The following is a 25,810-nucleotide window of genomic DNA, read 5'->3' as shown; positions in this document are numbered from 1 at the left end:
TCAGGCCGGGCGAGGCTCCACCGGGACACGGGCCCAGGAGAGCGACGTCCGCCGCCATGTCGAAAGTTCGTCATGGCCAACAACAAGATGCTCATCGACGCGATGCATCCGGAAGAGACCCGGGTCGTCACGGTTCACGGTTCTAGGGTCGAGGAATTCGACTTCGAGGCGGCCAACCGGCGCCAGCTTCGCGGCAACATCTACCTTGCCAAGGTGACGCGCGTGGAGCCCTCGCTCCAGGCCGCCTTCGTCGAGTACGGCGGCAACCGCCACGGCTTCCTCGCCTTCTCGGAGATCCACCCCGACTACTACCAGATCCCGCTCGCCGATCGGCAGGCGCTGCTCGAGGACGAGGCCCGCGACGCCGAGGAGCACCGCGAGCGCGAGGAGCGCCGCCGCAAGTCGCCGCGCAACAACGGCCGCCGCGTCCGCGGGCGCCGGGCCGAGGCCGCCGCGGCCAAGCTCGACGAGACCGTGAGCACCGAGGACGTCGCGCACGCGACCGAGACGTCGCACGAGGCTTCGCACGCGGACGAGCACGGCGCCCAGGCCGGCGAGCCCCGTCACGACGAGGCCCAAGGGCACGAGACGCAGGCGCACGAGACGCACGTGCACGAGGCGCCGGCGCACGAGACCGGGTCCGGCGCGGATCACGCCGGCGGGACGCCGTCGGGCGAGGCGCCGGCCGAGGGTGCGATCGCGCCGGGTAGCGACGCATCCGCCAGCCTGCCCGAGACGGCGATCGGCGAGCCCGCCGCGGAGACGCAGGACACGGCGGAGGCCCACGCGCCCGAGGCCGACGCGCCCCGCGATGCGGCCGCTCCCGAGGCCGCCGACGCGGCGCCGCGCCCCGAGGCGATCGTCGCCGTGGCCGAGAGCCTCACCGTCGCCGAGGCGCCGGCGGCGTCCGAGGATGAGTCCGACGAGGACGAGTCCGACGACGAGGACGAGGACGACGACTCGGACGACGAGGACGAGGACGGCGACGACGAGGAGTCCGACGAGGACGAGGGCGACGAGGATCCCGACGCCGAGCCGAAGATCTCGCAGGTCGGCGGCAACGGCGATGCGCTCGGCGAGCTGCCCGAGCGCCCGCGCAGCCACCGCCGCCACTACAAGATCCAGGAGGTGATCAAGCGCCGCCAGATCATCTTGGTGCAGGTCGTCAAGGAAGAGCGCGGCACCAAGGGCGCGGCGCTCACCACCTACCTGTCGCTCGCCGGCCGCTACTCGGTGCTGATGCCGAACACCGGCCGCGGCGGCGGGATCTCCCGCAAGATCACCTCGGCCGCCGACCGCAAGCGCCTCAAGGAGACCGCCCAGGCGCTGGAGGTGCCGGACGGCATGGGCGTGATCCTGCGCACGGCGGGCGCCTCGCGCACCATGCCGGAGATCAAGCGCGACTTCGAATACCTGATGCGCCTGTGGGAGAGCGTGCGCGAGCTGACCCTGTCCTCGACCGCGCCGGCGCTGGTCTACGAGGAGGGCTCGCTGATCAAGCGGGCGATCCGCGACCTCTACAACAAGGACCTCGACGAGGTCCTGGTCTCGGGCGAGGCGGCCTACGCGGAAGCGCGCGACTTCATGCGGATGCTGATGCCGCAGCAGGCGAAAGTGGTGAAGCCCTATCGCGACCCGACGCCGATCTTCGCCAAGCATGGCGTCGAGCAGCAGCTCGACGCGATGTTCTCGACCCACGTGACGCTGAAGTCCGGCGGCTACCTCGTGATCAACCCGACCGAGGCCCTGGTCTCGATCGACGTGAATTCCGGGCGCTCGACCCGCGAGCACGACATCGAGGACACCGCGCTGCGCACCAACATGGAGGCGGCCGAGGAGGTCGCCCGCCAGCTGCGCCTGCGCGACCTCGCCGGCCTGGTGGTGATCGACTTCATCGACATGGAGGAGAAGCGCAACAACCGCGCGGTCGAGAAGAAGCTCAACGATTGCCTGAAGAACGACCGCGCCCGCATCCAGGTCGGGCGGATCTCGCCCTTCGGCCTGATGGAGATGAGCCGCCAGCGCATCCGCACCGGCGTGCTCGAATCCTCGTCGATCCCGTGCGTGCATTGCGGCGGATCGGGCTTCGTGCGCGCCACCGCGTCGGTCGCGCTGCACATCCTGCGGGCGATCGAGGAGGCGCTGCTCAAGGCGTCGAGCCACAACCTGATCCTGCGCACCCGCACCGAGGTGGCGCTCTACATCCTCAACCAGAAGCGCGGGCACCTGCACGAGCTCGAGATGCGCTTCGGCGTCAGCGTGACGATCGCCGCCGACGAGCGGCTCGGCGCCACCACGGCCTACCAGCTCGATCGCGGCGAGCCGGCCCAGCGCGCCGAGGGCCCGGTCACCGGGATCCGCGCCGTGGCGATCTCGCCGATCTCCGAGATCGAGGAGGACGACGGCTTCGAGGAGGCCGAGGACGAGACCGCCGAGGAGGCGCTCGCGCAGGACGCCCTCGGCGAGGCCGATGCGGACGACGAGGCCGAGGATGCGCGCGAGGCCGGTGCCGAGCGCTCGGAGAAGTCGGACGAGGGCGACGGCCAGCGCCGCCGCCGGCGTCGCCGGCGCAAGCGCGGCGGCCGGCCCGAGGGCGGCGAGGCCGAGCGCGGCGCGCAGGCCGGCGCCGAGGCGGGCGACGAGGACGCCGAGGGCGACGCCATCCCGGGCGATATCAACGAAGGCGAGGCCACGGAGGGCGGCGACGCCGAGCCCGCCGAGGCGCAGGCCCGCGAGTCCGCGGCGCCGGCCGACGGCGAGGAGGATGCCGGTGGCCGCCGCCGGCGCCGGGGACGTCGGGGCGGCCGCGGCCGCGCCGAGGGCCGCGGCCGGGACGGCGGCGAGGCCACGCTGTCCGAGTCCCCCCTGTCCGAAGGCGCCGCGTTCGAAGCCGACGCGTTGCCCGACGAGGCCGGCGATCCGATCGCCGAGCTGCAGCCGGAGCAGCCGGTGAGCGCCGAGGCCGTCGCCGAGGCGATCGCCGCGGCCGTGCCGCCCGTCGAGACCGCGGTCGAGCTGCCGGTCTCGAGCCCGGTGGAGGCGCCGCCCGCCGAAGCCCCGGCGCAGCCTTCCGCCGAGCCGGCCGCCGCCGAGGAGCCCGCGCCCGCAGCCCCCGCACGGGCTCCGGAGCCGGTGGCGGTGGTGCTCAGCGAGCCGTCCGATCCCGACCGGCCGAAGCGGGCCGGCTGGTGGTCGCGCACCAAGGCGGCGCTCACCGGCGAATGAGCCTGCGCGAGACGGGCTGAACCGGATCCGGCTCACGACACCCCGTGTCGTGAGCCGAATTTTTTGGAATGGACACCAATCGGCCGCGGGCGGCCGGGTGGAGCGCCGTTCCTGCGTCCGCCGCCGCCGGTCGCGCCGGGCGGTCCCCGCGGCCCACGGCAACGGGTCGAGGTCCCGGGAACAGCCGAATGTCGGCCGCTCTTCGAGCAAACGCGCCCGGTCTAAACCCCTTATTGACCTATTCCATCTTAGGTTGAAGCTTTACGGCAGGGGACACAATCGATGTTGAGCTACTTCCGCAAAGCCAGGACTGAAAGGCCGGCCCTTTCGGTAGTCGCTCCCGCCAGCGTTGCCCCCGCCGTCCTCGACCGCGTCGCCGACGAGGCTCCCGCGCCGGTCGCGCCGCCGGCCGACCCCGAGACGTTGCGGCTGCCCGGGCGCCTGTCGGCCGCGGCCTCCTCGGCCGGGACCTCGATCGGCTGGCTCACCCACGATTCCGCCCAGGTCGCCGACCAGGCCCGGCTGATCGCGGCGGCGAGCGAGGAACTCGCCGCCTCGACCAGCGAGATCGCCGCCCGCTCGCAGACCTCGGCCGAGACGGCCGAGCGTGCGCGCGAGGGCATCGTGGTCTGCGCGGCCGACATGCGCCAGGCCGGCGAGCGGATGCAGGAGATCCAGGTCGGCACGTCCGAGATCGGCGGGCGCCTCGAAGGCTTCGCGGCGGCCGCGCGGCGGATCGAGGAGATGGCGACCGCGATCGCCTCGATCTCGGCCCAGACCAACCTGTCGGCGCTCAACGCAACCATCGAGGCGGCGCGCGCCGGCGAGGCGGGGCGGGGCTTCGCCGTCGTCGCCGGCGAGGTGAAGGCGCTGTCGGGCCAGACCGCCCGCGCCACCGACGAGATCCGCGCGCGGCTCTCCGCGCTCCAGACGGAGCTGTCGGCGATGCACGCCGCGGTCGGCCACAGCCGCGCCGCGGTCGCGGCGGGCTCCGAGGTGATGGACCGCGCCAACGCCCGCGTCGAGGCGGAGAGCGCGGCGGTCGCCGAGGCCGCCTCGGAGATGCGGGCGATGGCCGAGGTGATGGAGCAGCAGATCCTCGCCACCGGCGAGATCGCGACCAATGTCGGCCGGATCGCCGCCGGCACCGAGAAGTCCCGCGGCGAGATCCAGGACGCGATCGGCCAGCTGGAGGCGCTCGAAGCGTTGAGCCGCACCCTGCTCGACCGCATGGACGGCGACCCGCTCACCCTCGCCCTCGCCCGCCTGCCGGCCGACTGCGCCGCCTGGAAGCGCCGCCTCGCCTCGGTGCTGATCGGCGCGGTGCCGCATACCGGCATGATGACGATCACCGTCGATCCGATCCTGCCCGCCGGCGTCCGCGCCGGCGTCGCCGATGCCGCCGCCCGCGCGGCTGCCCTCTGCGCCGGGGTGAAGGCGCAGGACTGGACCGCTGCGACCGCCGCCTTCCAGGCCTTCGAGGCGGCGACCGCGACGGCGCTGGCCGCCGCCTCGGTCGCGGACGCCGCCGTCCTGGCGGCCTGACCGGGGCGTCCGCGCCGCGCTCACGCCAGCCAGATTCGCAGGCGCCGCACCGCTTCCCGGCACTCGGCCTCCGAGCCGGCGAAGGAGAACCGGACGTGGTGGTGGCCGGCCTCCCGGTCGAAGTCGAGGCCGGGGGTGGCCGCCACGCCGGCCTCGTCGAGCATCCGCCGGCAGAAGGCGGAGGCGTCGTTGGTGAGGCGGGCCACGTCCGCGTAGAGGTAGAACGCGCCGTCGACCGGATGCGTCCGCCCGAGGCCGAGGCCCGGGAACGCGTCGAGCAGGATCGCGCGGTTGCGGGCGTAGCCGTCGCGCACCGCGTCGAGTTCCTCGGTGGCGTCGAAGGCGGCGAGCGCGCCGACCTGCGAGAGGGTGGGCGCCGAGATGTAGAGGTGCTGCGCCAGCCGCTCGATCGGGCGCACGAGGGCGTCGGGCACCACCATCCAGCCGACGCGCCAGCCGGTCATGCAGTGGTACTTCGAGAACGAGTTAATCACGATCGCGTTCGGGTCGGACCGCAGGGCGGTCGTCGTCGGCACGCCGTAGCCGAGCCCGTGGTAGATCTCGTCGGAAACGAAGGGCAGGCCGAGCGCCCGCGCCGCCGCGCACAGCTCCGCCAGCGCCGCCTCGCCGATCACCGTGCCCGAGGGGTTGGCCGGGCTCATCACCAGAACGCCCGAGAGGGCGTGCGCGGCATGGGTCTCCCGCAGCAGCGCGGCGGTGGGGGCGTAGCGGTCGGCCGCGCGGAGCCGCATCGGCACCGGCACCAGGTCGAGGGCCGCGAGGATGTTGTGATAGGCCGGGTAGCCCGGCTGGGGCACGCCGACACGGGCGCCGGCGTCGAACAGGCTCAGGAACGCCAGGATGAAGCCGGCCGACGAGCCGGTGGTGACCACGACCCGCTCCGGCGCCACCGCGACGCCGTAACGCTCGCGGTAGTCCCGCGCGATGCGCGCGCGCAGCTCCGGCATCCCCAGGGCCTCGGTGTAGGGCACGCGGCCGCCCTCGAGCGCGCGCTGCGCGGCGGCGATCACCGCCCGCGGCGCCGGCGCCGAGGGCTGCCCGACCTCCATCCGCACCACGTCCTCGCCGGCGCGCGCCTTCCCGGCGGCGGCGGCCATCACGTCCATGGCGAGGAAGGGCGCGACGGCGGCGGCACGGCGGGAGATGGGGATCATCGGATGCTTGTACCCGGGCGGCGGCCGCGGGTCAGCCCTCGGACGGGTCGGCGATGCTGCGCAACCCCCCTCAATGCCCGACGAACCCCGCCGCCATGTTGACGGCGAGCGCCAGCACGCCGGTGTTGAACAGGTAGGCGTAGACCGTCTGCACGGTGGCGATCCGGCGCATGCGCTTGCTGGTGATGTTGGTGTCCGAGGTGGCCGCCGCCGCGCCGATGGTGACGGTGAAGTACAGGAAGTCCCAGAAGTCGGGGGCGTCGTCGCCGTGGAAGTCGAGGCCGCCGCGGCTCTCGCCGGGTGCGTCGTCGCCGTAGTAGACGTGGGCGTAGTGGATCGTGAAGACGAGCTGCACGAAGGCCCAGGTGCACAGCACGGTCGCCCCGGCGAGCGTCAGGTCGAAGACCTTGCCGGCGCCGCTCGCCTTGCCGCCGAGCACCAGCACGCCGACGGCGGCGAAGCTCGCCGCGGCCGCGAGCAGGGTGAACACCGTCACCAGGGCCGCGCTGTCGTCGAGGCGCGACGCCTGCAGGCGCAGGGCGTCGCGCGACTGCCCGGTGGATTGGTGGACGATCAGCACCGCGTAGGCCACGATTCCGGCGCACCAGCCGGCGAGCAGGCGGGTGACGAGGTCGGCGCCCGGCATCAGCAGCGCGCCCGCGGCCATGATGCCGAACGCCGCGAGCAGGCGCGGGCGGAGCCGGAAGGCCCGGATGGGATTGATCATCGGCGTGACGCCTCGCGGGAGAAACTTCGATCGGGCACGACGGGATTTGACCCGCCGCCGTGAAAACGCCTAACCCGGCCGATAGCGGACCGGCCAGACCCCGGTCCGGCCCGCCCGCCGCGCCCGCCCAGCGAGGACGTATGCCTCTCTCCCGTTTCCTCTCGGCCTCCCGCCGCGCGCTGCTGCTCGCCGTCCCCTTGGCCGTTCCCTTGGCCATGCCCCTCGGCCTCCCGGCCCGGGCGCAGACCGCGCCGGCCGCGCCCTTCACCGATGCGCAGCGCGCCGGGATCGAGGCGATCGTCAAGGACTACCTGATCAAGAACCCCGACGTGCTGCAGGAGGCGATCGCCGAGGGCGAGAAGCGCCAGGCCGAGACCCAGCGCCTGGCCCAGGCCGCCGCGCTCAAGGAATCGCAGAAGGCGTTGCTCGACAGCCCGCACGACGTCGTCGCCGGCAACCCGGCGGGCGACGTCACGATGATCGAGTTCTTCGACTACAATTGCGGCTATTGCCGCAAGGCGCTCGGCGACGTGCAGGCGCTGATCAAGGCCGATCCGAAGCTGCGCGTGGTGATCAAGGATTTCCCGGTGCTTGGCCCGGAATCGCTCGAGGCCAGCCAGATCGCGCTCGCCGCCAAGCAGCAGATCAAGGGCGACAAGCTGTTCGAGTTCCACCAGAAGCTGCTCGAATCCAAGGGCCGGGCGAACGGCGCCAAGGCCCTCGACGTCGCCAAGGCGATGGGGCTCGACGTGGCCCGGCTGCAGAAGGACGCCCAGGGCCCCGAGGTGAAGGCGGCGCTCACCGAGAACCGCGGCCTCGGCGACAAGCTCGGCCTGTCCGGCACGCCCGCCTTCATCATCGGCGACGAGATCATCCCCGGCGCCGTCGGCGTCGACCCGATCCGCAAGACCATCGCCGACGTCCGCCAGTGCGGCCACGCCTCCTGCTGAGGCGAGAAAGGGTGTCGCGAACGCGCCCGGTCGTCTAAGACCGGCGCCTTCGCGGGATCCGGGCCCCGGTCGCGCGGCCGCGCCGGCGGATCGGCGCCGCCGCGGCGGTCACCCCAATCCCAGGTCAAGCCCCCAGAAGACAGGCCCGATGTCCAAGCACGACCCCATCGATGCCGATCTCGTGCGCGAGCTCGCCAACCTCGTCACCGAGACCGGCCTGTCCGAGATCGAGGTCGAGAAGGGGGATCTGCGCATCCGCGTCGTCCGCCGGATCGAGCCCGTGAGCGTCCAGGTGGCCGCGCCCGCCGCGATGGCGGCCCCGGCGGCGCTCGCGCCCGTGCCGAGCCCCGGCCCCGGCGCCGCCCCCGAGCGCGGCAAGACCCATCCCGGCGCCGTGCCGTCGCCGATGGTCGGCACCGCCTACCTGCGCCCCTCGCCCGAGGCGAAGGCCTTCGTCGAGGTCGGCTCCCGGGTCGAGGTCGGCGACAAGCTGCTGCTGATCGAGGCGATGAAGACCTTCAACGAGATCGTCGCGCCCCGCGCCGGCACGGTGGCCGCGATCTTCGTCGAGGACGGGCAGCCGGTCGAGTACGGCGAAGCCCTGATCGTCATCGAGTAGTCGGGCGCGCCTGTCCCCACCCGAACCGCGCACCCTCCGCTCGAAAGCGCCCCTGCCATGTTCGACAAGATCCTGATCGCCAACCGCGGCGAGATCGCGCTTCGCATCCTCCGGGCGTCGAAGGAGCTCGGCATCAAGACCGTGGCGGTGCACTCGACGGCCGACGCCGACGCGATGCACGTGCGGCTCGCCGACGAGAGCGTCTGCATCGGCCCGCCGGCCGCCCGCGACAGCTACCTCAACATCCCCTCGATCATCGCGGCCTGCGAGATCACCGGCGCCGACGCGGTCCATCCCGGCTACGGCTTCCTCTCGGAGAACGCGCGCTTCGCCGAGGTGCTGGCCCACCACGAGATCGGCTTCATCGGCCCCAAGGCCGAGCACATCCGGATCATGGGCGACAAGATCGAGGCCAAGCGCACCGCGCTCAAGCTCGGCATCCCGTGCGTGCCCGGCTCCGACGGCGGCATCGAGGACCCGGAGGAGGCCAAGCGCGTCGCCGCTGAGATCGGCTACCCGGTGCTGGTCAAGGCGGCGGCCGGCGGCGGCGGGCGCGGCATGAAGGTGGCGCGCTCGGAAGCCGAGCTGAGCCAAGCGCTCGGCATGGCCCGCTCCGAGGCCAAGGCGGCGTTCGGCGACGACGCGGTCTACCTGGAGAAGTACCTCACCAACCCGCGCCACATCGAGGTGCAGGTGCTGGGCGACGGCCGCGGCGGCGCGGTGCACCTGGCCGAGCGCGACTGCTCGCTCCAGCGCCGGCACCAGAAGGTCTGGGAGGAGGGCGGCTCGCCCGCGCTCAACGAGGCGATGCGGGCCGAGATCGGCGAGATCTGCGCCGACGCGATGCGCAAGCTCGGCTATCTGGGCGCCGGCACCGTCGAGTTCCTGTACGAGGACGGGCGGTTCTACTTCATCGAGATGAACACGCGGATCCAGGTGGAGCATCCCGTCACCGAGATGATCACCGGCATCGACCTCGTGATCGAGCAGATCCGGGTCGCGGCCGGCGGCGCCCTGTCGGTGGCGCAGGGCGACATCAAGGTCGAGGGGCACGCCATCGAGTGCCGCATCAACGCCGAGCACCCGGCGACTTTCCGGCCCTCGCCCGGCCTCATCACCTACTACCACCCGCCCGGCGGCCTCGGCGTGCGCGTCGACTCGGCCGCCTTCCAGGGCTACCGCGTGCCGCCGCACTACGATTCGCTGATCGGCAAGCTCATCGTCCACGGCCGCACCCGCAACGAGTGCCTGATGCGCCTGCGCCGGGCGCTCGACGAGTTCGTCATCGACGGCGTCGACACCACGCTGCCGCTGTTCCGCACCCTGGTGCGCAACCCCGACGTCCAGAACGGCGCCTACGACATCCACTGGCTTGAGCATTTCCTGGAGGGGGGCGGCCTCGACGCCTGATCTCGTCGCGGCGGATCGGCGCGAAACCGGTCTTCGGCAGGCCCGCGCGGGGCTCGAGCCGGGCCCGAATCCAGGATCCCGCGGGGATGATCCGGATGCGATGCGGGGCGTCGGCCGGTGGAACCGGAACGGAAGCGCCCGCCGCCCGTTGCTCGGTCCCATCGCACGCCATCGAAACGGATCTCCATGCGCCTCGCATCCCTCGCCCTCGTCGGCGCCCTGATCTCCGGCCCCGCCCTCGCCCAGGATGCCGGCAACGTCGGCCAGCCCTCGCGCGCCGTGCCCCAGGCCGGCCAGACCACCGGCGGCCCGCGCGACACGGCACCCGGCGCCGGCGGCGCGATGACCACCGGCAGCACCGCCATCCGCCCGGCCGGCGAGATGGGCGCGACCCCCGGCGCCGGTGCCGTCGACTCCGCCAAGGGCGGCAACGCCGACCAGACCAACAAGATGGCCCCCAACGCCGGCGCCACCTCGGGCGGCCCCGCCCGCTGAATCGCTCCGCCCGTCGTGGATCGCGAGGCCGGTTCCCGGAAGGGAGCCGGCCTTTTCGGTTTCCCGTCCTTCGCTGCGGCGACCCGGACAGATCGTTCGAGGCGCCGACCCGCCCCCTCTCCCGCACGGGAGAGGGGGCCTGCGTTGTTTCCGGCAGCGACGCGGACGCATGACGGCCGGCGCGGTGGGCAGCGCAAGCCCGCCGCACCACCCAGGCTGGACATCCCACCGCCGCCGGACTGGAATGGCCGCATCAGGCGAAGGCCGGCACGGGAGGCGACGATGTCCGATCCGATCGTGATCGCGGGGGCGGCGCGCACGCCGATGGGCGCGTTCCAGGGGGAGCTGGCGCGGGTGGCGGCCCCGGAGCTCGGCGCCGCGGCGATCCGCGCGGCGGTGGCGCGGGCCGGGCTTGCCGCCGACGGCGTGTCCGAGGTGGTGATGGGCTGCGTCCTGCCGGCGGGCCTCGGTCAGGCGCCGGCGCGCCAGGCGGCGCTCGGGGCCGGCCTGTCCGAGGCGACCCCGTGCGCGACCCTGAACAAGGTCTGCGGCTCGGGCATGAAGGCGCTGATGCTCGGCCACGACATGATCGCGGCGGGCTCGGCCGGGACCGTGGTGGCGGGCGGCATGGAATCGATGTCGAACGCGCCCTACCTCCTCGACAAGGCGTGGGGCGGCCAGCGCCTCGGCCACGGGCGCATGCTCGACCACATGTTCCTGGACGGGCTGGAGGACGCCTACGATCGCGGCCGCCTGATGGGCACCTTCGCCGAGGACACCGCGCAAGCCTACCAGTTCACGCGGGAGGCGCAGGACGCCTACGCCCTCGAATCGCTGGCCCGCGCCACCCGCGCGACGGCGGAGGGCGCCTTCGCCGACGAGATCGTCCCCGTCGGCGGGGCCGCGACCGACGAGGGCCCACGCCGGGCCCGGCCCGAGAAGATCCCGACCCTCAAGCCCGCCTTCCGGCCCGACGGCACGGTGACGGCGGCCAACGCCTCGTCGATCTCGGACGGGGCGGCGGCCCTGGTGCTGATGCGCCGGTCGCAAGCCGAGCGCGGCGGCGTCGCGCCGCTGGGCATCGTCCGCGGGCACGCGAGCCACGCCGCGGCGCCGGCCTGGTTCTCGACCGCGCCGATCGGCGCGATCGGCAAGCTGCTCGACAAGGTCGGCTGGCGGGCCGGCGACGTCGACCTCTACGAGATCAACGAGGCCTTCGCGGTGGTGGCCATGGCCGCGATGCGCGACCTCGACCTGCAGCCCGACCGCGTCAACGTCCACGGCGGCGCCTGCGCCCTCGGCCACCCGATCGGCGCCTCGGGCGCCCGCATCGTGGTGACGCTGCTGGCCGCGCTCGCCCGCACCGGAGGCCGCCGCGGCATCGCCGCGCTCTGCATCGGCGGCGGCGAGGCGACGGCGATCGCGGTGGAGCGGACGTCCTGAAGCAGGGTCGAGCGTGGCGGATACCGCCTCGCGTGACGACAATGCGACCACGCCATGAGCCGGTGCTCGTTTCGTGATACGAGGATCGCAAAAAGGGTGCTAGCCGGCAAGCCGACGGTTCGGGGCGGCCGCAACGGCGACCGCCGATTCCCCGAGGCGGGGTCGGTCGCCGAACCGGTGCACGACGTGGCGGCCCAGCGCGATCGCCGGCCTCTCGATCCATCGATACATCAGCGTCGCGACGCCGACGGTCACGAGCGCGGTCGCCGCGGCGAAGACGTGGACCGGGACGACCGGCTCGTATCCCGCCAGCGCGTGCTCGAGCACGACCTGGACCACGGGCCCGAACAGGTAGATCGAATAGCTGATCGCACCGAGGCCGACGAAGACCCGTCCTTCGATCCTGACCTTCACGGCGAGGAGCGCGAAGAGCGCCATCGCCAGCCAGTAGGTGATGACGTACTTCACCCAGCTCTCGTGAAAACCCATGTCGCGATTGTAGGCGAGCACGGACACCAGTGGCACGGCGAGGATCAGCGCCGCCGTCACCAGGGCCGATGCGGAGCCCCAGCCCGCCCGCTGCTCGAAGACATGGTAGCGCAGGCACAGGCCCCAGAACATCACGGCGAGCGAGAGCGGCACCGCCACGGGGAACTTGCGTTCCAGATGGAAGCGCAGGCCGGCCAGGACGACGGCGGCCGCGATGAGCGAGAGCGCGCAGACCACGGCACCCGTGCGGTCGTCGAGGCGACCGATGACGAACAGCCCCACGCAGATGGCGTAGAAGATCAGCTCGATCTGGAGCGTCCAATACAGGCCGATGATGTTCTCCACGCCGAGGAACTGCTGCAGCATGGTCATGTTGGCCGGCACGAGCAGGTTCGGCACGTCGCGGCCGGCCCACACGAACAGGACGAGCAGGCCGCACGGGATCGAGAGCCAGTAGGCGGGATAGAGGCGTAAGAACCGCGAGACGGCGAAGGCCAGGACCGGTCGGCGGCTCGGCTTGAAGAGCGAGAACGGGACGACGAAGCCGGAGACGGCGAAGAACAGCGTGACCGCGATCTTGCCGACGTCGAGATACGCGGTCAGGTGCCCGAGCAGGTTTCGCTCCAGCGGAGACGGCCCGAGCTGAGCCCTGAGACCGAATTCGACGGTATGGGCGTAGATCACCGCCAAGGCGGCTAAGCCGCGGATCGAATCGATGCAGTGGAGGCGGCGCATGACGGCATCGATCGCGTTCGCCCTCGGATGCAGGGCGCGGCGACGATTGCAGGCGGTCCGAGTCTCGACAAGCCGCTTCGAAGGGCTTGGTTAAAGGCCGGCCGGCGACGCGACGGGTGCCCCGCGGAGGCTCGACGATCGGCAGGATCCGCCGTGGCTCGGCGCAAGACACCTGAGGCGGGATCGTCGAGGCAGGCAGGAAGGCGAACCGGATCCGACCAGAGACGCACATCGAGCCCGATAGGTCCGATCGAACGCCGGAGCGGTCGTCCTCGATCGGGGAGCCCGGCCGTCGGGCGAAGGTCCGCGCGGCATCGTCAGCGCAAGGCTTCGTCGCCCGAGGACGCCGGCTTGGCGGAGCGCCCGCCTCGCGGCCGCGGCCCTGCGAGGCGGGGTCGGCGGCGACCGGAGCCGAACGCGATGCGCGGTCCGCGTTCGGCCGCTAGCGTTTGCGGGAGGCTAGGCCGCCACGCCGGTCCCGATCGGGCAGGCGACGCCCGTGCCGCCGAGGCCGCAATAGCCGGCCGGGTTCTTGGCCAGGTACTGCTGGTGGTAGGCCTCGGCGAAGTAGAAGATCTGGCCGGAGACGATCTCGGTGGTGACGTCCGGGAAGCCGCGGGCCTTCAGCGCGGCGGCGTAGGCCGAGCGCACGGCCTTGGCCGTCGCCTCCTGCGCGGGATCGGTGAGGTAGATGCCGGACCGGTACTGCGTGCCGACGTCGTTGCCCTGGCGGTACCCTTGCGTCGGGTCGTGGCTCTCGAAGAAGGTCTTGAGCACGGATTCGAGCGGCAGCACCGCCGGATCGAAGGCGACCAGCACGACCTCGTTGTGCCCGGTGCGGCCGGAGCAGACCTCCTCGTAGGTCGGGTTCGGGGTGTACCCGCCCTGGTAGCCCACCGCCGTGACGAACACGCCCGCGGGCAGCTGCCAGAACTTGCGCTCCGCGCCCCAGAAGCAGCCGAAGCCGAGGCCGATCGTCTCGGTGCCCGGCGGGTACGGGCCCTTGAGCGGGTTGCCGTTGACGAAGTGGGTCTCGGCGGTCGGCAGCGGATCGGGGCGGCCGGGCAGCGCGTCGGCCGGGCTCGGCATCTCGGCCTTCTTGCGGAACATCTGCAGCATCGGGCATCCTTCGGGCGGCGGGTTCGCGTCAAACCCGTATATGGGGTCGCCCGCCCGGTTGATGAAGCGGCCGGTCGCCTCAGGAGCGCGTGAGGAACCCGATCGGCTCGCGCGCCGGCTGCCCGAGCCAGAGCAGCACCGCGCCGAGGCCGAGGCCGAGCAGCGAGGCCGGCGCCAGGGTGAGCGGCAGCACCGCGAGGTTCCACAGCCACGGCGCCACGCCCTCGACCGTGGCCTGGAGCGCGCTCGCCTTGTCCTTGAACAGCGTGAACAGCAATTCGCTCAGCGGCGTGATCCGCAGGCCGTTGTTGGCGACCGAGCGGGCGCCGTCGTAGACCAGGGCCACGAAGCCGCCGGCCAGCAGCACGAAGCCGAGGAGGCGCAGGAGGAAACGGAACATCGTCGGGTCTCGGGAGCACGCGCGTCGGCCGGTCCGGAGGGCGTACGAGCCCCGCCCCCGCCGCGCAAGCGGTTGCCGCGCCCGCGCCCGCCGTGCCACAGGGGCGGCCCCGGCGACAGGAACCGACCACCCGTGACCATCCGCGTACAGGCCCCGGTGCCGCCGGCCCTCGTCATCTTCGATTGCGACGGCGTTCTGGTGGACAGCGAGCCCCTGAGCCTCGCCTGCCTCACCGCCGGGCTCAACCGCATCGGCGTCGCGATCGACGTCGAGACCGTGCGGGCACGCTTCGCCGGCACCTCCATGGCCTCGATCATGGGCCACGTCGCGCGCGACTACGGCGTCACGGCGCCCGAGGGGTTCGTCGCGGCGGTGAAGGCCGAGACCCTGGCGATCTTCGACGCGGAGCTGCGCGCCATGGCCGGGATCGCCGAGGCGGTGGCCGCCCTCTCGCTGCCGACCTGCGTCGCCTCGAGCAGCGATCCCGTGCGGCTGCGCCACTCGCTCGGCCTCACCGGCCTGCTGCCGCTGTTCGACGGGCGGATCTACTCGGCGGTCGAGGTCGCCCGCGGCAAGCCGTTTCCCGACCTGTTCCTGCACGCCGCCGCCCGGATGGGGGCCTCGCCCGACGCCTGCCTGGTGATCGAGGACAGCGTGCCCGGCGTCACCGCCGCGCGGGCGGCCGGGATGCGGGTGCTCGGCTTCACCGGCGGCGGCCATTGGGGCCACGACCGCGACGGGGCCGACCTGCTCGCGGCCGGGGCCGCGCGGGTCTATCGCGACCACCGCGACCTCGCCGCGAGCCTGGCGGCGATCGGCGCGCAGGGCTGAGGCAGGATCGGGCTGCCGCCCGGGACGTCGGCGCGGGTTTGTGCCCGAAAACTGCAAAAAAACGGAAACGGCTTCCTTTGACGCCGCGCCGGCAGATCTCCATCTTAGCGAGGTCGGCGATGTCAAGCATCGCCGACCGCGGTGATTTGAGGAGCATCGCTTGCGCCGCGTCATCAAACGCTAAAGCACTGCCGGACGACGCCGTCCTGCGGTCCTTCAACGTCAGGAGGACTCCTACCGTGATCCGATACCCCTCGACCCCCGCTCTCCCCGTGCACGGCGCGCGTATGCGCCGGCCTCGTGGTCGCTGTCGCGGCTGACGTTCGCGCGCCGACAGACGATCCGACCGCCCAGCACCGCCGGCATCGCGACCGGCCCCGGGAGACATCCGTCATGCCACAGCTTCATCCGGCCGCGCAGGCCGCCCCGACGCACGACCTGTTCGCCGACCACCTGACCCAGCGCGCCCGCAACCGCCTGCACGCGGAGCCGCCGCCGACCCGGATCATCGAGGTGGGCGAGATCGCCGCCGGCATCGCCGTGCCCGAGCCAGGCGGGGTGCGCTTCTTCTCCTCGGCTCGTGCCTTCGACGAGCTCGACGGCACGGTGTTCCGCAGCACCGAGCAGGCCGCCCGCGCCGCCCGCGAGCGGTTCCGGGCCCGCACCCGGGTGTCGGGCGCCCGACCGGGCGGGGGCAGGCCGGCCGCGGTCTGAGGGGGGCTACCCTTCTCTCCCTCCCCGCTTCAGGGGGGGGGGAGGGAGGATCCCCCCTTACTTGCACTCCTCGCGGGTGCGCTTCATGGCCTCGCCGAAGCCGGCCAGCGCGTACTCGTCGCTGGTCGGCCGGCCGCGCATCGAGATGGTCTTGACCAGGAGCTTGGGCACCCGGCCGCTCATCTCGGAGACGACGCGGGCCTCCTCCGAGGGGTTCTGGAGCCAGGCGTTGCCGTCCTTCACCACGAGGCCGTAGCGGGCGCTGCCCAGGGTGATCGCCGGGTCGCTCGGGGCGGCGGCGGCACCGGGCCTGGCCTGGGCGGCCGCGGGCTTGGACGGGAAGCCGAGCATCACCGCGATCTCGTTCTGGACGTTCTCGCCCTTGCGCACGGTGACGAACAGGTAGGCGGTGTCGCGCTTGAGCGTCGCCGGAGAGCGGGTCTGCGGCTGGGCGATGGCGTAGCACAGGCGGGTCTTGCCCTGGCCGCTGGCGAACACGTTCCAGTCGCCGAAGATCGCCACCGGCGTCGCCTGCTGCATGCCGGGCGGCGTCGGCGCTTCCTTTTGCGTCCGCTCGCGGCCGCCCCGGCGGCGGCGGTGGGAGGCGGCGGCCGGCGCCTCCGCGTCCTGCGCCGAGGCCGCCGAGATCCCGAGCAGCCGCGCAACCGTCGGTGCGCTGCCGGCGGGCAGCAGGCACGTCAGCGCGAGCGCGCCGAGCGGGAGCAGGCAGAGGGCTGAACGCATCGTCACTTCCCGGTCGGCTGGCCGGCGCGCCGGGCGCGCCGAGGGCTCGGTCGGCGCGACACCGGCACCGGACGCGGGAGTCATGAAGCCTGCGCGCCGCTTCGGCAAGATGGGGGCTCGGGCCGCCCGGATCGGCGCCGCCCGGCGCCGTCAGCCGGCGTGGATCTCGGCGGCGGCGTTCTGGGCCGCCATCGCCGCGACCGGCAGAGCCGGCGCCTCGCCGAGGTCGATCCGCACCGGGGGGGTCGGCGCGGGGGCCGGCTTGGGCTGGGGATCGTTGTAGGGCGTGTTGTAGCCCTTGCGCACGGCGGCCCAGTAGGCGTCGCGCGCGAGGCCGGAGCCGACGAGGGCCGCGTCGATCATCGCGGTGGCGGTGGCGGCGAGTGCCGGGGTCTCCTCCGGCTTCGTCCAACTCTCGACGGGCATGCTCGCGGTCTCCGATGCGCTTGCGCCGCTGTAGCAGGGCTTACCTAGCTAGACCGTGAACGCGCCAGGCGGCTTTCGGTTGCTGTGCACCATTTTCAGGCAGCCGGCTCCGCGAGCCGCGCGAGCCAGCCCTCGGCCTGCGCGCGGACGTTGGCCGGGGCGGTGCCGCCGAAGCTGACCCGGCTCGCCACCGAGTTCGCGACGCCCAGCACCGCGTAGACCGCCTGCGTGATCTGCGGCTCCGCCTCCTGCATCTCGGGCAGCGACAGCGCCTCCAGCCCGACGCCCTTGGCCGAGGCCATGCCGACGAGGCGGCCGGTGACGTGGTGCGCCTGGCGGAACGGCAGCCCGAGCTCGCGCACCAGCCAGTCGGCGAGGTCGGTCGCGGTGCTGTAGCCGGAGCCCGCGGCCCGCGCGAGGACCTCCGCGTTCGGCTCGAGGTCGCGGACCATGCCGGTCATCGCGGCCAGGCACAGCGACAGCGCCTGCAGCGCGTCGAAGGTGCCCTCCTTGTCCTCCTGCATGTCCTTCGAATAGGCCAGCGGCAGGCCCTTCATCACCGTGAGCAGGCCCATCAGCGCGCCGACGATGCGCCCGCTCTTGGCCCGCACCAGCTCCGCCGCGTCGGGGTTGCGCTTCTGCGGCATGATCGACGAGCCGGTGGTGTACCCGTCCGACAGCTTGACGAAGTCGAACTGCGCCGAGGTCCACACCACCAGCTCCTCGGCGAAGCGCGAGAGGTGGATCGCGCAGATCGAGGCGGCCGAGAGCGATTCGAGGGCGAAGTCGCGGTCGGCGACGGAGTCGAGCGAGTTCGCCGTCGGGCGGTCGAAGCCCAGCGCCGCGGCCGTGGCGTGCCGGTCGATCGGGAACGAGGTGCCGGCGAGCGCGGCCGCGCCCAGCGGGCACTCGTTGAGCCGGGCGCGCGCATCGCGAAAACGGCCGCGGTCGCGCGCCAGCATCTCGACATAGGCGAGGCAATGGTGCCCGAAGGTGACCGGCTGGGCCGATTGCAGGTGGGTGAAGCCCGGCATCACCGTGCCGGCATGGGCCAGCGCCTTCTCCGCCAGCGCCCGCTGCAGCCCGGCGGCCTGCGCGTCGAGGTTGTCGAGGGTGTCGCGCACCCACAGCTTCATGTCGGTGGCGACCTGGTCGTTGCGCGAGCGCGCGGTGTGCAGGCGCCCGGCGGCCGGGCCGACGATCTCGGTCAGCCGGCTCTCGACCGACATGTGGATGTCCTCGAGCTCGCGCTTGAACACGAAGCCGCCGGACTCGATCTCCGCCTGCACGGCCTTGAGGCCGCCCTCGATGGCTGCCACATCGTCGGCCGGCAGGATGCCCTGGGCGCCCAGCATCGCGACATGCGCCAGCGAGCCGCGGATGTCCTGGGGGGCGAGGCGCTTGTCGAATCCGATGGAGGCGTTGATCTCCTCCATGATCTCGGCGGGGCCGCTCGCGAAGCGTCCGCCCCACATCCGGTTGCTCATGGTCTTCCCGATCCTTCCGCTCGCGCTCGAGCATTCCCCGTGATCCCGCGATCACGGGGAATGCGCCCGCCTCTCGTGTGGTCGCATTCTCTTCACGCGCGCCGGCATCCGCCGCGCTCGAAAATGCTCTGGGGTACGCAACGATGATGCCTGGACGATTGATGGGCGCCGCGATCGGCGCCGGCCTCGTCACCGCCTTGGCCGCCGGCCTCGCCCTATACGGGACCGGTGCGGGGCCCGGCAACGCCCCCGCGCCCTGTGCCGGCTCGGCCGCCGCGGTGGCCCGGGTCGACGCCGCCGCCCGCGGCGACGTCGTGGCGATGCAGGCGCCCGAGAAGGCCCGGCCGGCACCCGACATCGCGTTCAAGGGGCCGGGCAACGGAGGGAAGGACGGGGGAGGGGAGGCCGACCTGCGGCTCTCGGATTTCCGCGGCCGCCTCGTCCTCCTGAACCTGTGGGCGACGTGGTGCGCGCCGTGCAAGGCCGAGATGCCGGCCCTCGACCGGCTCGAGGCCGTGCTCGGCGGCAAGGATTTCGCGGTGGTCGCGATCAACCTCGACACGCGCAACCTCGACAGGCCGCCGGTCTGGATGCGGGACAACGGCATCGCGCGGCTGGCCTACTACGCCGATCCCGGCGGGCGCGTGCTGCCGGCGGTGCAGCGCGACACCGGCTCGCCCGGCCTGCCGACGACCCTGCTGGTCGACCCCGCCGGCTGCACCATCGGCGTGATGAAGGGGCCGGCCGAATGGTCGAGCCCGGACGGGCTCGCCCTGATCCGGGCGGCCCTCGGGCGCACGTCCTGAGCCCGCTTCGGAGCGCGGGCGCGCTGTCCATTGGACTTTAAGGCAAGGCGCGAAGCCGGGGGCCGACGGATGATTTGCCGCGATGCCCGATTGCCTGAGGCCGGACCCTGCGCCATAGCTCGGCTATAGCCGAGGTTGGGCCATGATCTTCGTAACGGATGCAGCCGGAAAGGTGGTCTATCTCAGTGATGAATGGACTGTTCTGACCGGTCAGCAGATCGAAGACGTATCGCAACAGGGATGGAGCAAGGTCATCCATCCGGACGACCTCGCCGTCGTGCGGACCGTGGTCGCCGAGGCGAGCGTCGCCCGCAGCGAGTTCACGGTGCGCTATCGCCTGCTGTCGCCGGACGGGCGGGCGACCTGGGTCGTGGCCGGCGCGGTGCCGTCCTTCGGGCCGCCCGAGCGGACCTTCCTCGGCTTCTTCGGCTCCATCAGCCGGCTCGCGTCGCCGCCGCCCAAGAGCACGGCGACCGGGTCGCTCGGCCGCTTCACCCTGCCGTCGCCGGTGGCGGATTCCGAGCCGCGCTCGGTCTTGGAGCTGGTCGCCGACCACCTGATCACCGCGCATGCGCTGATCATGCAGGGCGGCGGCACCTGCGCGCTGGCCGCGGTCGAGGTCGCCCTGCACGAGGTCGGCCGCGAGCTCGTCCGGGCCTCCGCCACCGCGCAGGACGGCTCGAACCTGCATTAGAGCCTCGTCGCGCGCGGTGGATTCCGGCTCGCGTGTGGACGATGCCATCTCACGACAGGCCCTGACGGCGCGGCGTCGGTTCGGCGCGCCTCACGCCTCGGTGTCGGCGTCGAGGTCGCGCCCGCGGGTCTCGTGCATCATCCAGGCGGCGATCGTGCCGAGCACGCTGAACGCGACGAGGTAGTAGGCCGGCGCCAGCCGGTCGCCGGTGATCGCGATCAGCTTGTTGACGACGTAGTTCGTGCTGCCGCCGAAGATCGAGACCGAGAAGGCGTAGACGATCGAGAGCCCGGCGCTGCGCACCGCCCGCGGCAGCGATTCGGGGATCGCGACGATGATCGCCGCCGCGTTGATCGAGGACAGCGCCGACATCAGGAACGTCACCGCGTAGACCGAGGCCGCGGTCGGCGCCTGCGCCAGCCACCAGAAGGCCGGCACCGCCAGCACCACGATCGCGGCCCGCGGCCACACCAGCACCGGGCGCCGCCCGAACCGGTCGGCGAGCCAGCCGCCCAGCAGCGGGAACACCACCGAGGCGAGGCCGAGGGCGATCGGCACCGCCGTCGACACCGTCTCGGTGAGCCCGAGGGTGGCGTGCGCGTAGACCGGCATGTTGGTGCCGATGGCGTTCGAGACGGTCGAGGCGGCGATGACGACGAAGGTCAGGAGCAGCAGGCGCCCGTGCTCGCGCAGCAGCCGCACCACCACCGCGCCGGTGGAGGCCGCCGCCGCCGGATCCTCGCCCTCGCCCGCGGTCTCGGGCAGGTGGCTGCGGATCACGAGGCCGACCGGCACGACGCCGATGCCGAGCAGGAACATGACGCGCCAGCCCCAATCCGCCATCGCCGCCTCGCCGAGGACGATGGTGAGCCCCGTCGCGACGATGCCGGCGAACAGGGCGGCGCAGCCCTGGCTCGCGATCTGCCAGCTCGCCACAAAGCCGCGGTGCCTCGGGGGCGCCGCCTCCAGCAGGTAGGCGGTGGAGGGGCCGACCTCGCCGCCGAGCGCCAGCCCCTGGATCAGCCGCCCGACGATGACGATCACCTGCGCCCAGCCGCCGAGCGTCGCGTAGGACGGCGCCAGCGCCAGCATCAGCATGCCGACCGCCATCAGCGCGATGGTGATCAGCATGGCGGGCTTGCGCCCGGCCCGGTCGGCGAAGGCGCCGATCACGATGCCGCCGATCGGCCGCATCACGTAGCCGATGCCGAACAGGGCGAGCGAGGCGAGCAGGCTGTCGGTGGCGTTGTCGGACGGGAAGAACGCCGCGCCGATCGGCACGGCGAAGAAGGCGTAGAGCGTGAAGTCGTAGAACTCGAGCGCGTTGCCGAGGACCACGGCGCCGACAGCCTTGCGGTTCAGGGCCGGGTGGTCCGGTGTCGTCGTGGCGGTCATCGCGCGTCCTTGCGTCATCGGTGCCCGCATAGACGTCCCGAGCCCGGACCGCCACCGGCAGGGCTTGCCCGTGGGCGCAAACCCGGGCACCCCCGGCGCCATGACGAAGCCGCGCCCCCGTTCCGCGATCCGCACCGCGCTCGCGAGCGAGGCGGCCGGCGGCCTCGTGCTGATGGCGGCCGCCGCCTGCGCCCTCGTCGTCGCCAATACCGGGCTCGCCGGGACCTACGCCCAGGCGCTGCACGCGCCGCTCGGCCCGTTGAGCATCCAGCACTGGATCAACGACGGCCTGATGGCGGTGTTCTTCCTGCTCGTCGGCCTCGAGATCAAGCGCGAGGCGCTGGACGGCGCGTTGCGGACCTGGCCCGATCGGGCGCTGCCCGGCATCGCGGCGCTCGGCGGGATGGTGGTGCCGGCCCTGGTCTACCTCGCCTTCAATGCCGGCGCCGGGACCGCGCGGGGCTGGGCGATCCCGGCGGCGACCGACATCGCCTTCGCGCTCGGCGTGCTGGCGCTGCTCGGCCGGCGGGCGCCGGTCTCGCTCAAGATCCTGCTCGGCGCGGTGGCGATCGTCGACGACCTCGGCGCCGTGCTGATCATCGCGCTGGCCTATACCGGCAGCCTCGATCCGACGATGCTCGGGCTGGCGGCCGTGGTGCTGGCGCTCCTCGTCGGCCTGAACCGCTTCGGCGTCGTCGCGCTCGCGCCCTACCTGCTGCTCGGCCTCGTGCTCTGGGTGCTGGTGCTGCGCTCGGGCGTCCACGCCACGGTGGCGGGCGTGCTGCTGGCGCTGACCATCCCGATCCGCGTGAGCCCGGGCCGGCCGGAGGACGCGACCTCGCCGCTGCACCGGCTGGAGCACGCGATCACGCCTTTCGTCGCCTTCGGGATCGTGCCGCTGTTCGGCTTCGCCAATGCCGGGGTGCCGCTGCGCGGCCTGTCGCCCACCGCCTTCCTCGACCCGGTGACGCTGGGCGTCGCGTTCGGGCTGTTCCTCGGCAAGCAGGCCGGCGTGTTCGCCGCCCTGCGCCTCGCGGTGGCGCTCGGCCTCGCGCGCCGGCCCGGCGGGGCGAGCTGGGTCCAGGTCTACGGCGTCGCCGTGCTGTGCGGCATCGGCTTCACCATGAGCCTGTTCATCGGCGCGCTCGCCTTCTCCGATGCCGCCCACGAGACGGAGGTGAAGCTCGGGGTGCTCGCCGGCTCCCTGCTCTCCGGCCTGGTCGGCGCCGCGATCCTCGGGCTCCCGTCCGCGCGGAGCCCCGCCCGGGCCTGAGCCGGGCCCGGCGAGCCGGCTGGCGAATCCTCGAAAACGCCCCTTGCCAGCGTGGGCCGGGCGGGTCTAGCCTCTCCTCATGGCGACGCGGCTCCCCGATGCGAGGCTCCGTCGCCGGAGCGAGACGAAGAGGAGGTCTGCCATGCATGCAAGCCCCACCCACGTCCATTCCGCCGACACCGGTGCCGGTGACCAGGACGATCCGCCGAGCGCCCATCGACAGGGATAGAGGTTTTCGGGAGGGTTTTAGGCGCCCGACCCCGCGGCCCCGAGCGCCGCGGGACGCACGCCGGACAGCACCCTCGAACCCGGGAACGTGGCCCCTGCCACCGGCCCGTCGGCGAAAGCCGGCGGGCTTTTCGTTCGTGCCTCCCGCGTGCCGCCACGGTGCGAAGCGCGCCGCCCGCGCGTCGTCCCGTGCTCCATGTCGATCGAATGCAAAATTACTTACGTATCCGCGCCGCGCCGCCCTTGCGCGCGGAAGCCGAAGCGGTAACGTCGGGCATCATTACAGGATCGGAGAATCACCGCGGAAGAAGAGCGACGGCTAACGATTCGGTCAACGCAGCACAGGATGGTCCCCATGTCCGAGACGATTCGCGTCAAGCCTACCCAGGACGGCACCTATACGGTCTATCGTGGGTCCACCGCCTTGATCTCCGGCCTCACGCGGCTCCAGGCCGAACGCTACGAGGCCAGCATCGGCGACCGCCGGCGTTCCGGGCTTCTCGCCGCCACCGCCTGAGCCGAACGTCAGCCCAGTGCGAGCGGGCCGAGATCCATCACGGTTCCGCCCGCTCCGATCCCGCGCTGCGCCGCCGAGACGACGTGGCGCCCCCCGCTCTCCGAGAACGCGTACAGGATGTAGGCTGCCCGCCGGGCGGCCTCCGACCCGTGCCCGCCGGCCTGCGCGCCGGGCCGCGCCGAGGCGGATGCGCCGCCGACCACCGGGATCGCCCGCCCGCCCGGCCCCGCCACGTGGGCGACGCTCGCCACGTGGTTGTGCCCGTGCAGGACGAGGTCGGCGCCGACGCGGCCGAGCATCGCGCTGAAGGCCGCGGCATCGCGCAGGTCGCGGCCCGGGCTCGCGCCGCCGGGATGGGGCGGGTGGTGGATCATCACGACGCGCGCCGGCCGCGACGGGTCGGTCGCCAGCGTGCGCAGGAGCGATTCGGCCGCCGCGATCTGGCGCGGCCCGAGCCGGCCGGTGGCGACGAACGGCACCGTCGGGATCGCGCTCGACAGGCCGACCAGAGCCAGCGGCCCGCGCCGGCGCAGATAGGGAAACGTGCCGCTGCCGCCGGCGTCGTCGGCGGTCCAGGCACCGCAGGCCGCGAGCAGGCCCTCGAGGGAGCCGCGCACGTAGGCGTCGTGGTTTCCCGGCACGAAGCTGACCGCCTCGGGCGTGCCGAGCGCCTCCAGGAAGATGCGCGCGGTGTCCCACTCGCTCGGCAGGCCGATGTTGCACAGGTCGCCGGTGCAGGCGACGTGGTCGGGCGCCTGCAGCCTCAGATCGGCGACGAGCGCGCCGAGCACCTCCATGTCGTGGCTGCGCGAGCGCCCGCGGCGCCAGTTGGCGTAGCCCGTCGCGCGCTTGCCGAAGAGCTGGCGCAGGCGCGGCCGCGGCAGGGGGCCGACATGCGGGTCGGTGAGGTGGGCGAGGCGGAAGGACACGGGGGACCGCATCGCGGTTGAGGCCGGCCGCGTCAAGCGAGCCGGCGCGTGCCGCACGCCGGCCGAGCCTCACGCCGCGCGACGATCGAGGTTCATGCCGCGCGACGATCAGGGTTCATGTGAAGGCGACCATCCCAACGCCGACGATCATCAGGGCTGCCCCGAGCACGCGCCACAGGCTGGCCGGATGGACCTCGAACCCGACCCAGCCGTAGTTGTCGAGCACGATCGAGGCGACGACGCCGACCGTCACGATGAGGCCGAGGAACGACGCGGCGCCGATCGCGGGCGCGGCGTAGAGCTGGGCCAGGATCAGCAGGACGCTGAGGCAGCCGCCGAGCCAGCCCCACCAGGGCACCGCGGCGACCTGCTCCCAGCTCGGCACGGCGAGCTTGCCGAATGCCAGGCCGCCCAGCAGCGTGAAGGCCGTGCTGACGAAGAGGATCACCACGGCCGCCGTGACCGGCAGGCCGAAGCTCTTCGAGAGGGTCGCGTTCTGCCCGGGCTGGATCGCGTTCGCGAGGCCGGCGAGGACGGTCAGTCCGTAGAGATACCACATGACCCGGTATCGCGCGGCCGAACCGCCCAGTTTCCCGATTCGGATCGCCTGCGACGAAATGGTGGCGGCCGGCGCCCCGTCGGATCGGGCGACGCGCTCAGGCGCTGCCGATCAGCACCCCCACCGCCAGCACCAGCGCGCCGCCGAGCACGATCTGCAGCACCGCGCGGCCGAACGGGGTCGCCATGTAGCGGGTGCGGATCGCGGCGATGGCGAGCAGTTCGATCGCCACCACCAGCACCGCGAGGCCGGTCGCGAGCGCGAAGGCGTTCGGCCAGTGGCTCGGGATCGCGTAGGGCAGGGTGTGGCCGAGCCCGCCGAGCGCCGTCATCGCGCCGCAGACCAGGCCGCGCATCCACGGGCTCCCGCGCCCGGTGACGCGGCCGTCGTCCGAGAGCGCCTCGGTGAAGCCCATGCTGATCCCGGCCCCGAGCGAGGCCGCGAGCCCGACGAGGAAGGTCGCGCCGTTGCTGTGCGTGGCGAAGGCGGCGGCGAAGATCGGGGCCAGCGTCGAGACCGATCCGTCGATCAGCCCGGCGAGCCCCGGCTGGACGTAGGCGAGCACGAAGGCGCGGTGGGCGTCGTCGTGGGGTTGCGGGGTATGGGGGTCGACGACGAGGGTCGCGTCCATGATCGATATCCTATTTAGATCGATTCCAAGCTACACATTGGAATTGATCCAAACAACCCGTTTCGCGCGGTTTCGAGGTGTTTTCGGGCACGCCGCGCAGCGATCGGCCGCCCCGGGACGCCTGGTCTCGGTTGCGCGGGCCGAGGCCACGGGTCTAGACAGCCACCGGGCGGCGCAGGACGGTGCCGTCCCGCTGTCGCGTCCGAACTGCCCGACCCGTCGCCAGGCGCGGTCGGCGCCTTGC

Annotated in this window: 24 protein-coding genes and 1 pseudogene; 13 read left to right on the top strand and 12 right to left on the bottom strand. The window is 72.8% G+C overall.

The genetic code is table 11. From position 1 onward, the window contains the following. Positions 1 to 72 precede the first annotated feature (72 nt). Both MKK64_RS21435 and MKK64_RS21430 read left to right on the top strand, forming a co-directional pair. The gene (locus tag MKK64_RS21435; protein WP_243937076.1) at positions 73 to 3,225 is read left to right on the top strand and encodes a ribonuclease E/G; all 3,153 of its coding nucleotides are present in this window, start codon (positions 73 to 75) and stop codon (positions 3,223 to 3,225) included. 282 nt (positions 3,226 to 3,507) lie between these two features. Further along, positions 3,508 to 4,770, top strand: a complete 1,263-nt coding sequence (locus MKK64_RS21430) for a methyl-accepting chemotaxis protein (RefSeq protein ID WP_243937074.1) — start codon at positions 3,508 to 3,510, stop codon at positions 4,768 to 4,770. A 20-nt stretch (positions 4,771 to 4,790) separates the two neighbouring features. On the opposite strand, the gene MKK64_RS21425 is transcribed toward MKK64_RS21430, so the two are convergent. Further along, entirely contained in the window at positions 4,791 to 5,945 is a 1,155-nt protein-coding gene (locus MKK64_RS21425; RefSeq protein ID WP_243937066.1) for a pyridoxal phosphate-dependent aminotransferase, read from the bottom strand. A 70-nt stretch (positions 5,946 to 6,015) separates the two neighbouring features. Beyond that, the gene (locus tag MKK64_RS21420; protein ID WP_243937057.1) at positions 6,016 to 6,672 is read right to left on the bottom strand and encodes a DUF1345 domain-containing protein; all 657 of its coding nucleotides are present in this window, start codon (positions 6,670 to 6,672) and stop codon (positions 6,016 to 6,018) included. Between the two features lie 215 nt (positions 6,673 to 6,887). Between MKK64_RS21420 and MKK64_RS21415 the strand changes: the two genes are divergently transcribed. The 5 genes from MKK64_RS21415 to MKK64_RS21395 all read left to right on the top strand — a co-directional run bounded on the left by MKK64_RS21415 (position 6,888) and on the right by MKK64_RS21395 (position 11,589). After that, positions 6,888 to 7,622, top strand: a complete 735-nt coding sequence (locus MKK64_RS21415; protein WP_243937178.1) for a DsbA family protein — start codon at positions 6,888 to 6,890, stop codon at positions 7,620 to 7,622. Between the two features lie 148 nt (positions 7,623 to 7,770). Beyond that, positions 7,771 to 8,241: an acetyl-CoA carboxylase biotin carboxyl carrier protein gene (accB, locus tag MKK64_RS21410; RefSeq protein ID WP_243937055.1), complete on the top strand. Its 471-nt coding sequence runs from the start codon at positions 7,771 to 7,773 to the stop codon at positions 8,239 to 8,241. A 57-nt stretch (positions 8,242 to 8,298) separates the two neighbouring features. After that, on the top strand, positions 8,299 to 9,651 hold the full coding sequence (accC, locus tag MKK64_RS21405) for an acetyl-CoA carboxylase biotin carboxylase subunit (RefSeq protein WP_147729490.1): 1,353 nt from the start codon (positions 8,299 to 8,301) through the stop codon (positions 9,649 to 9,651). Between the two features lie 186 nt (positions 9,652 to 9,837). Next, a complete protein-coding gene (locus MKK64_RS21400; protein WP_147844574.1) occupies positions 9,838 to 10,146 on the top strand; it encodes a hypothetical protein in 309 nt (102 codons plus the stop codon). A gap of 282 nt (positions 10,147 to 10,428) precedes the next feature. Continuing rightward, complete coding sequence (locus tag MKK64_RS21395; protein ID WP_243937048.1) at positions 10,429 to 11,589, top strand: acetyl-CoA C-acyltransferase; 1,161 nt, start codon at positions 10,429 to 10,431, stop codon at positions 11,587 to 11,589. A 99-nt stretch (positions 11,590 to 11,688) separates the two neighbouring features. On the opposite strand, the gene MKK64_RS21390 is transcribed toward MKK64_RS21395, so the two are convergent. The 3 genes from MKK64_RS21390 to MKK64_RS21380 form a co-directional block, all read right to left on the bottom strand. After that, complete coding sequence (locus MKK64_RS21390; RefSeq protein ID WP_243937046.1) at positions 11,689 to 12,813, bottom strand: acyltransferase family protein; 1,125 nt, start codon at positions 12,811 to 12,813, stop codon at positions 11,689 to 11,691. A gap of 459 nt (positions 12,814 to 13,272) precedes the next feature. Beyond that, the gene (msrA, locus tag MKK64_RS21385) at positions 13,273 to 13,929 is read right to left on the bottom strand and encodes a peptide-methionine (S)-S-oxide reductase MsrA (protein WP_147844091.1); all 657 of its coding nucleotides are present in this window, start codon (positions 13,927 to 13,929) and stop codon (positions 13,273 to 13,275) included. 82 nt (positions 13,930 to 14,011) lie between these two features. Beyond that, positions 14,012 to 14,332 carry a PetM family of cytochrome b6f complex subunit 7 gene (locus tag MKK64_RS21380; protein WP_147728517.1) on the bottom strand — a complete coding sequence of 107 codons (321 nt, stop codon included), beginning with the start codon at positions 14,330 to 14,332 and terminating at the stop codon, positions 14,012 to 14,014. A gap of 132 nt (positions 14,333 to 14,464) precedes the next feature. On the opposite strand from MKK64_RS21380, the gene MKK64_RS21375 reads away from it, so the two are divergent. Then, positions 14,465 to 15,163, top strand: a complete 699-nt coding sequence (locus tag MKK64_RS21375; RefSeq protein ID WP_147728516.1) for an HAD family hydrolase — start codon at positions 14,465 to 14,467, stop codon at positions 15,161 to 15,163. A gap of 393 nt (positions 15,164 to 15,556) precedes the next feature. Beyond that, a complete protein-coding gene (locus tag MKK64_RS21370; RefSeq protein ID WP_243937044.1) occupies positions 15,557 to 15,877 on the top strand; it encodes a hypothetical protein in 321 nt (106 codons plus the stop codon). 57 nt (positions 15,878 to 15,934) lie between these two features. On the opposite strand, the gene MKK64_RS21365 is transcribed toward MKK64_RS21370, so the two are convergent. The 3 genes from MKK64_RS21365 to argH form a co-directional block, all read right to left on the bottom strand. Continuing rightward, positions 15,935 to 16,621, bottom strand: a complete 687-nt coding sequence (locus MKK64_RS21365) for an invasion associated locus b family protein (RefSeq protein WP_243937042.1) — start codon at positions 16,619 to 16,621, stop codon at positions 15,935 to 15,937. A gap of 150 nt (positions 16,622 to 16,771) precedes the next feature. Beyond that, complete coding sequence (locus tag MKK64_RS21360) at positions 16,772 to 17,047, bottom strand: hypothetical protein (protein ID WP_243937034.1); 276 nt, start codon at positions 17,045 to 17,047, stop codon at positions 16,772 to 16,774. A gap of 95 nt (positions 17,048 to 17,142) precedes the next feature. Then, entirely contained in the window at positions 17,143 to 18,534 is a 1,392-nt protein-coding gene (gene argH, locus MKK64_RS21355; RefSeq protein ID WP_243937027.1) for an argininosuccinate lyase, read from the bottom strand. Positions 18,535 to 18,680: 146 nt separating this feature from the next. Here argH and MKK64_RS21350 point away from each other — a divergent pair, with 146 nt between their 5' ends. Then, positions 18,681 to 19,340: a TlpA disulfide reductase family protein gene (locus MKK64_RS21350; protein WP_243937177.1), complete on the top strand. Its 660-nt coding sequence runs from the start codon at positions 18,681 to 18,683 to the stop codon at positions 19,338 to 19,340. A 142-nt stretch (positions 19,341 to 19,482) separates the two neighbouring features. Beyond that, a complete protein-coding gene (locus MKK64_RS21345) occupies positions 19,483 to 20,034 on the top strand; it encodes a PAS domain-containing protein (RefSeq protein WP_147844284.1) in 552 nt (183 codons plus the stop codon). Between the two features lie 90 nt (positions 20,035 to 20,124). Here the strand turns inward: MKK64_RS21345 and MKK64_RS21340 are convergent, their stop codons facing one another. Beyond that, positions 20,125 to 21,429, bottom strand: coding sequence for an MFS transporter (locus tag MKK64_RS21340; RefSeq protein WP_147728681.1), 1,305 nt, complete (start codon positions 21,427 to 21,429; stop codon positions 20,125 to 20,127). 100 nt (positions 21,430 to 21,529) lie between these two features. Between MKK64_RS21340 and nhaA the strand changes: the two genes are divergently transcribed. Continuing rightward, positions 21,530 to 22,702, top strand: coding sequence for a Na+/H+ antiporter NhaA (gene nhaA, locus MKK64_RS21335; protein WP_243937025.1), 1,173 nt, complete (start codon positions 21,530 to 21,532; stop codon positions 22,700 to 22,702). Between the two features lie 583 nt (positions 22,703 to 23,285). Further along, a complete protein-coding gene (locus MKK64_RS21330) occupies positions 23,286 to 23,447 on the top strand; it encodes a hypothetical protein (RefSeq protein WP_187274899.1) in 162 nt (53 codons plus the stop codon). Between the two features lie 8 nt (positions 23,448 to 23,455). Here the strand turns inward: MKK64_RS21330 and MKK64_RS21325 are convergent, their stop codons facing one another. From MKK64_RS21325 to MKK64_RS21315, 3 genes and pseudogenes are all read right to left on the bottom strand, one after another. After that, positions 23,456 to 24,388 carry a metallophosphoesterase family protein gene (locus MKK64_RS21325; RefSeq protein WP_243938337.1) on the bottom strand — a complete coding sequence of 311 codons (933 nt, stop codon included), beginning with the start codon at positions 24,386 to 24,388 and terminating at the stop codon, positions 23,456 to 23,458. A gap of 103 nt (positions 24,389 to 24,491) precedes the next feature. Further along, the gene (locus tag MKK64_RS21320; RefSeq protein WP_243937021.1) at positions 24,492 to 24,935 is read right to left on the bottom strand and encodes a DMT family transporter; all 444 of its coding nucleotides are present in this window, start codon (positions 24,933 to 24,935) and stop codon (positions 24,492 to 24,494) included. A gap of 97 nt (positions 24,936 to 25,032) precedes the next feature. Then, positions 25,033 to 25,512, bottom strand: a pseudogene (locus MKK64_RS21315) (VIT family protein); the annotation flags it as partial. Positions 25,513 to 25,810 lie beyond the last annotated feature (298 nt).

This window comes from Methylobacterium sp. E-025, from assembly GCF_022829705.1.
In the GTDB taxonomy this organism is placed as follows: domain Bacteria; phylum Pseudomonadota; class Alphaproteobacteria; order Rhizobiales; family Beijerinckiaceae; genus Methylobacterium.
Note: the sequence above shows the minus strand (reverse complement) of the source record. Positions and strands in the feature narration are given on the sequence as shown.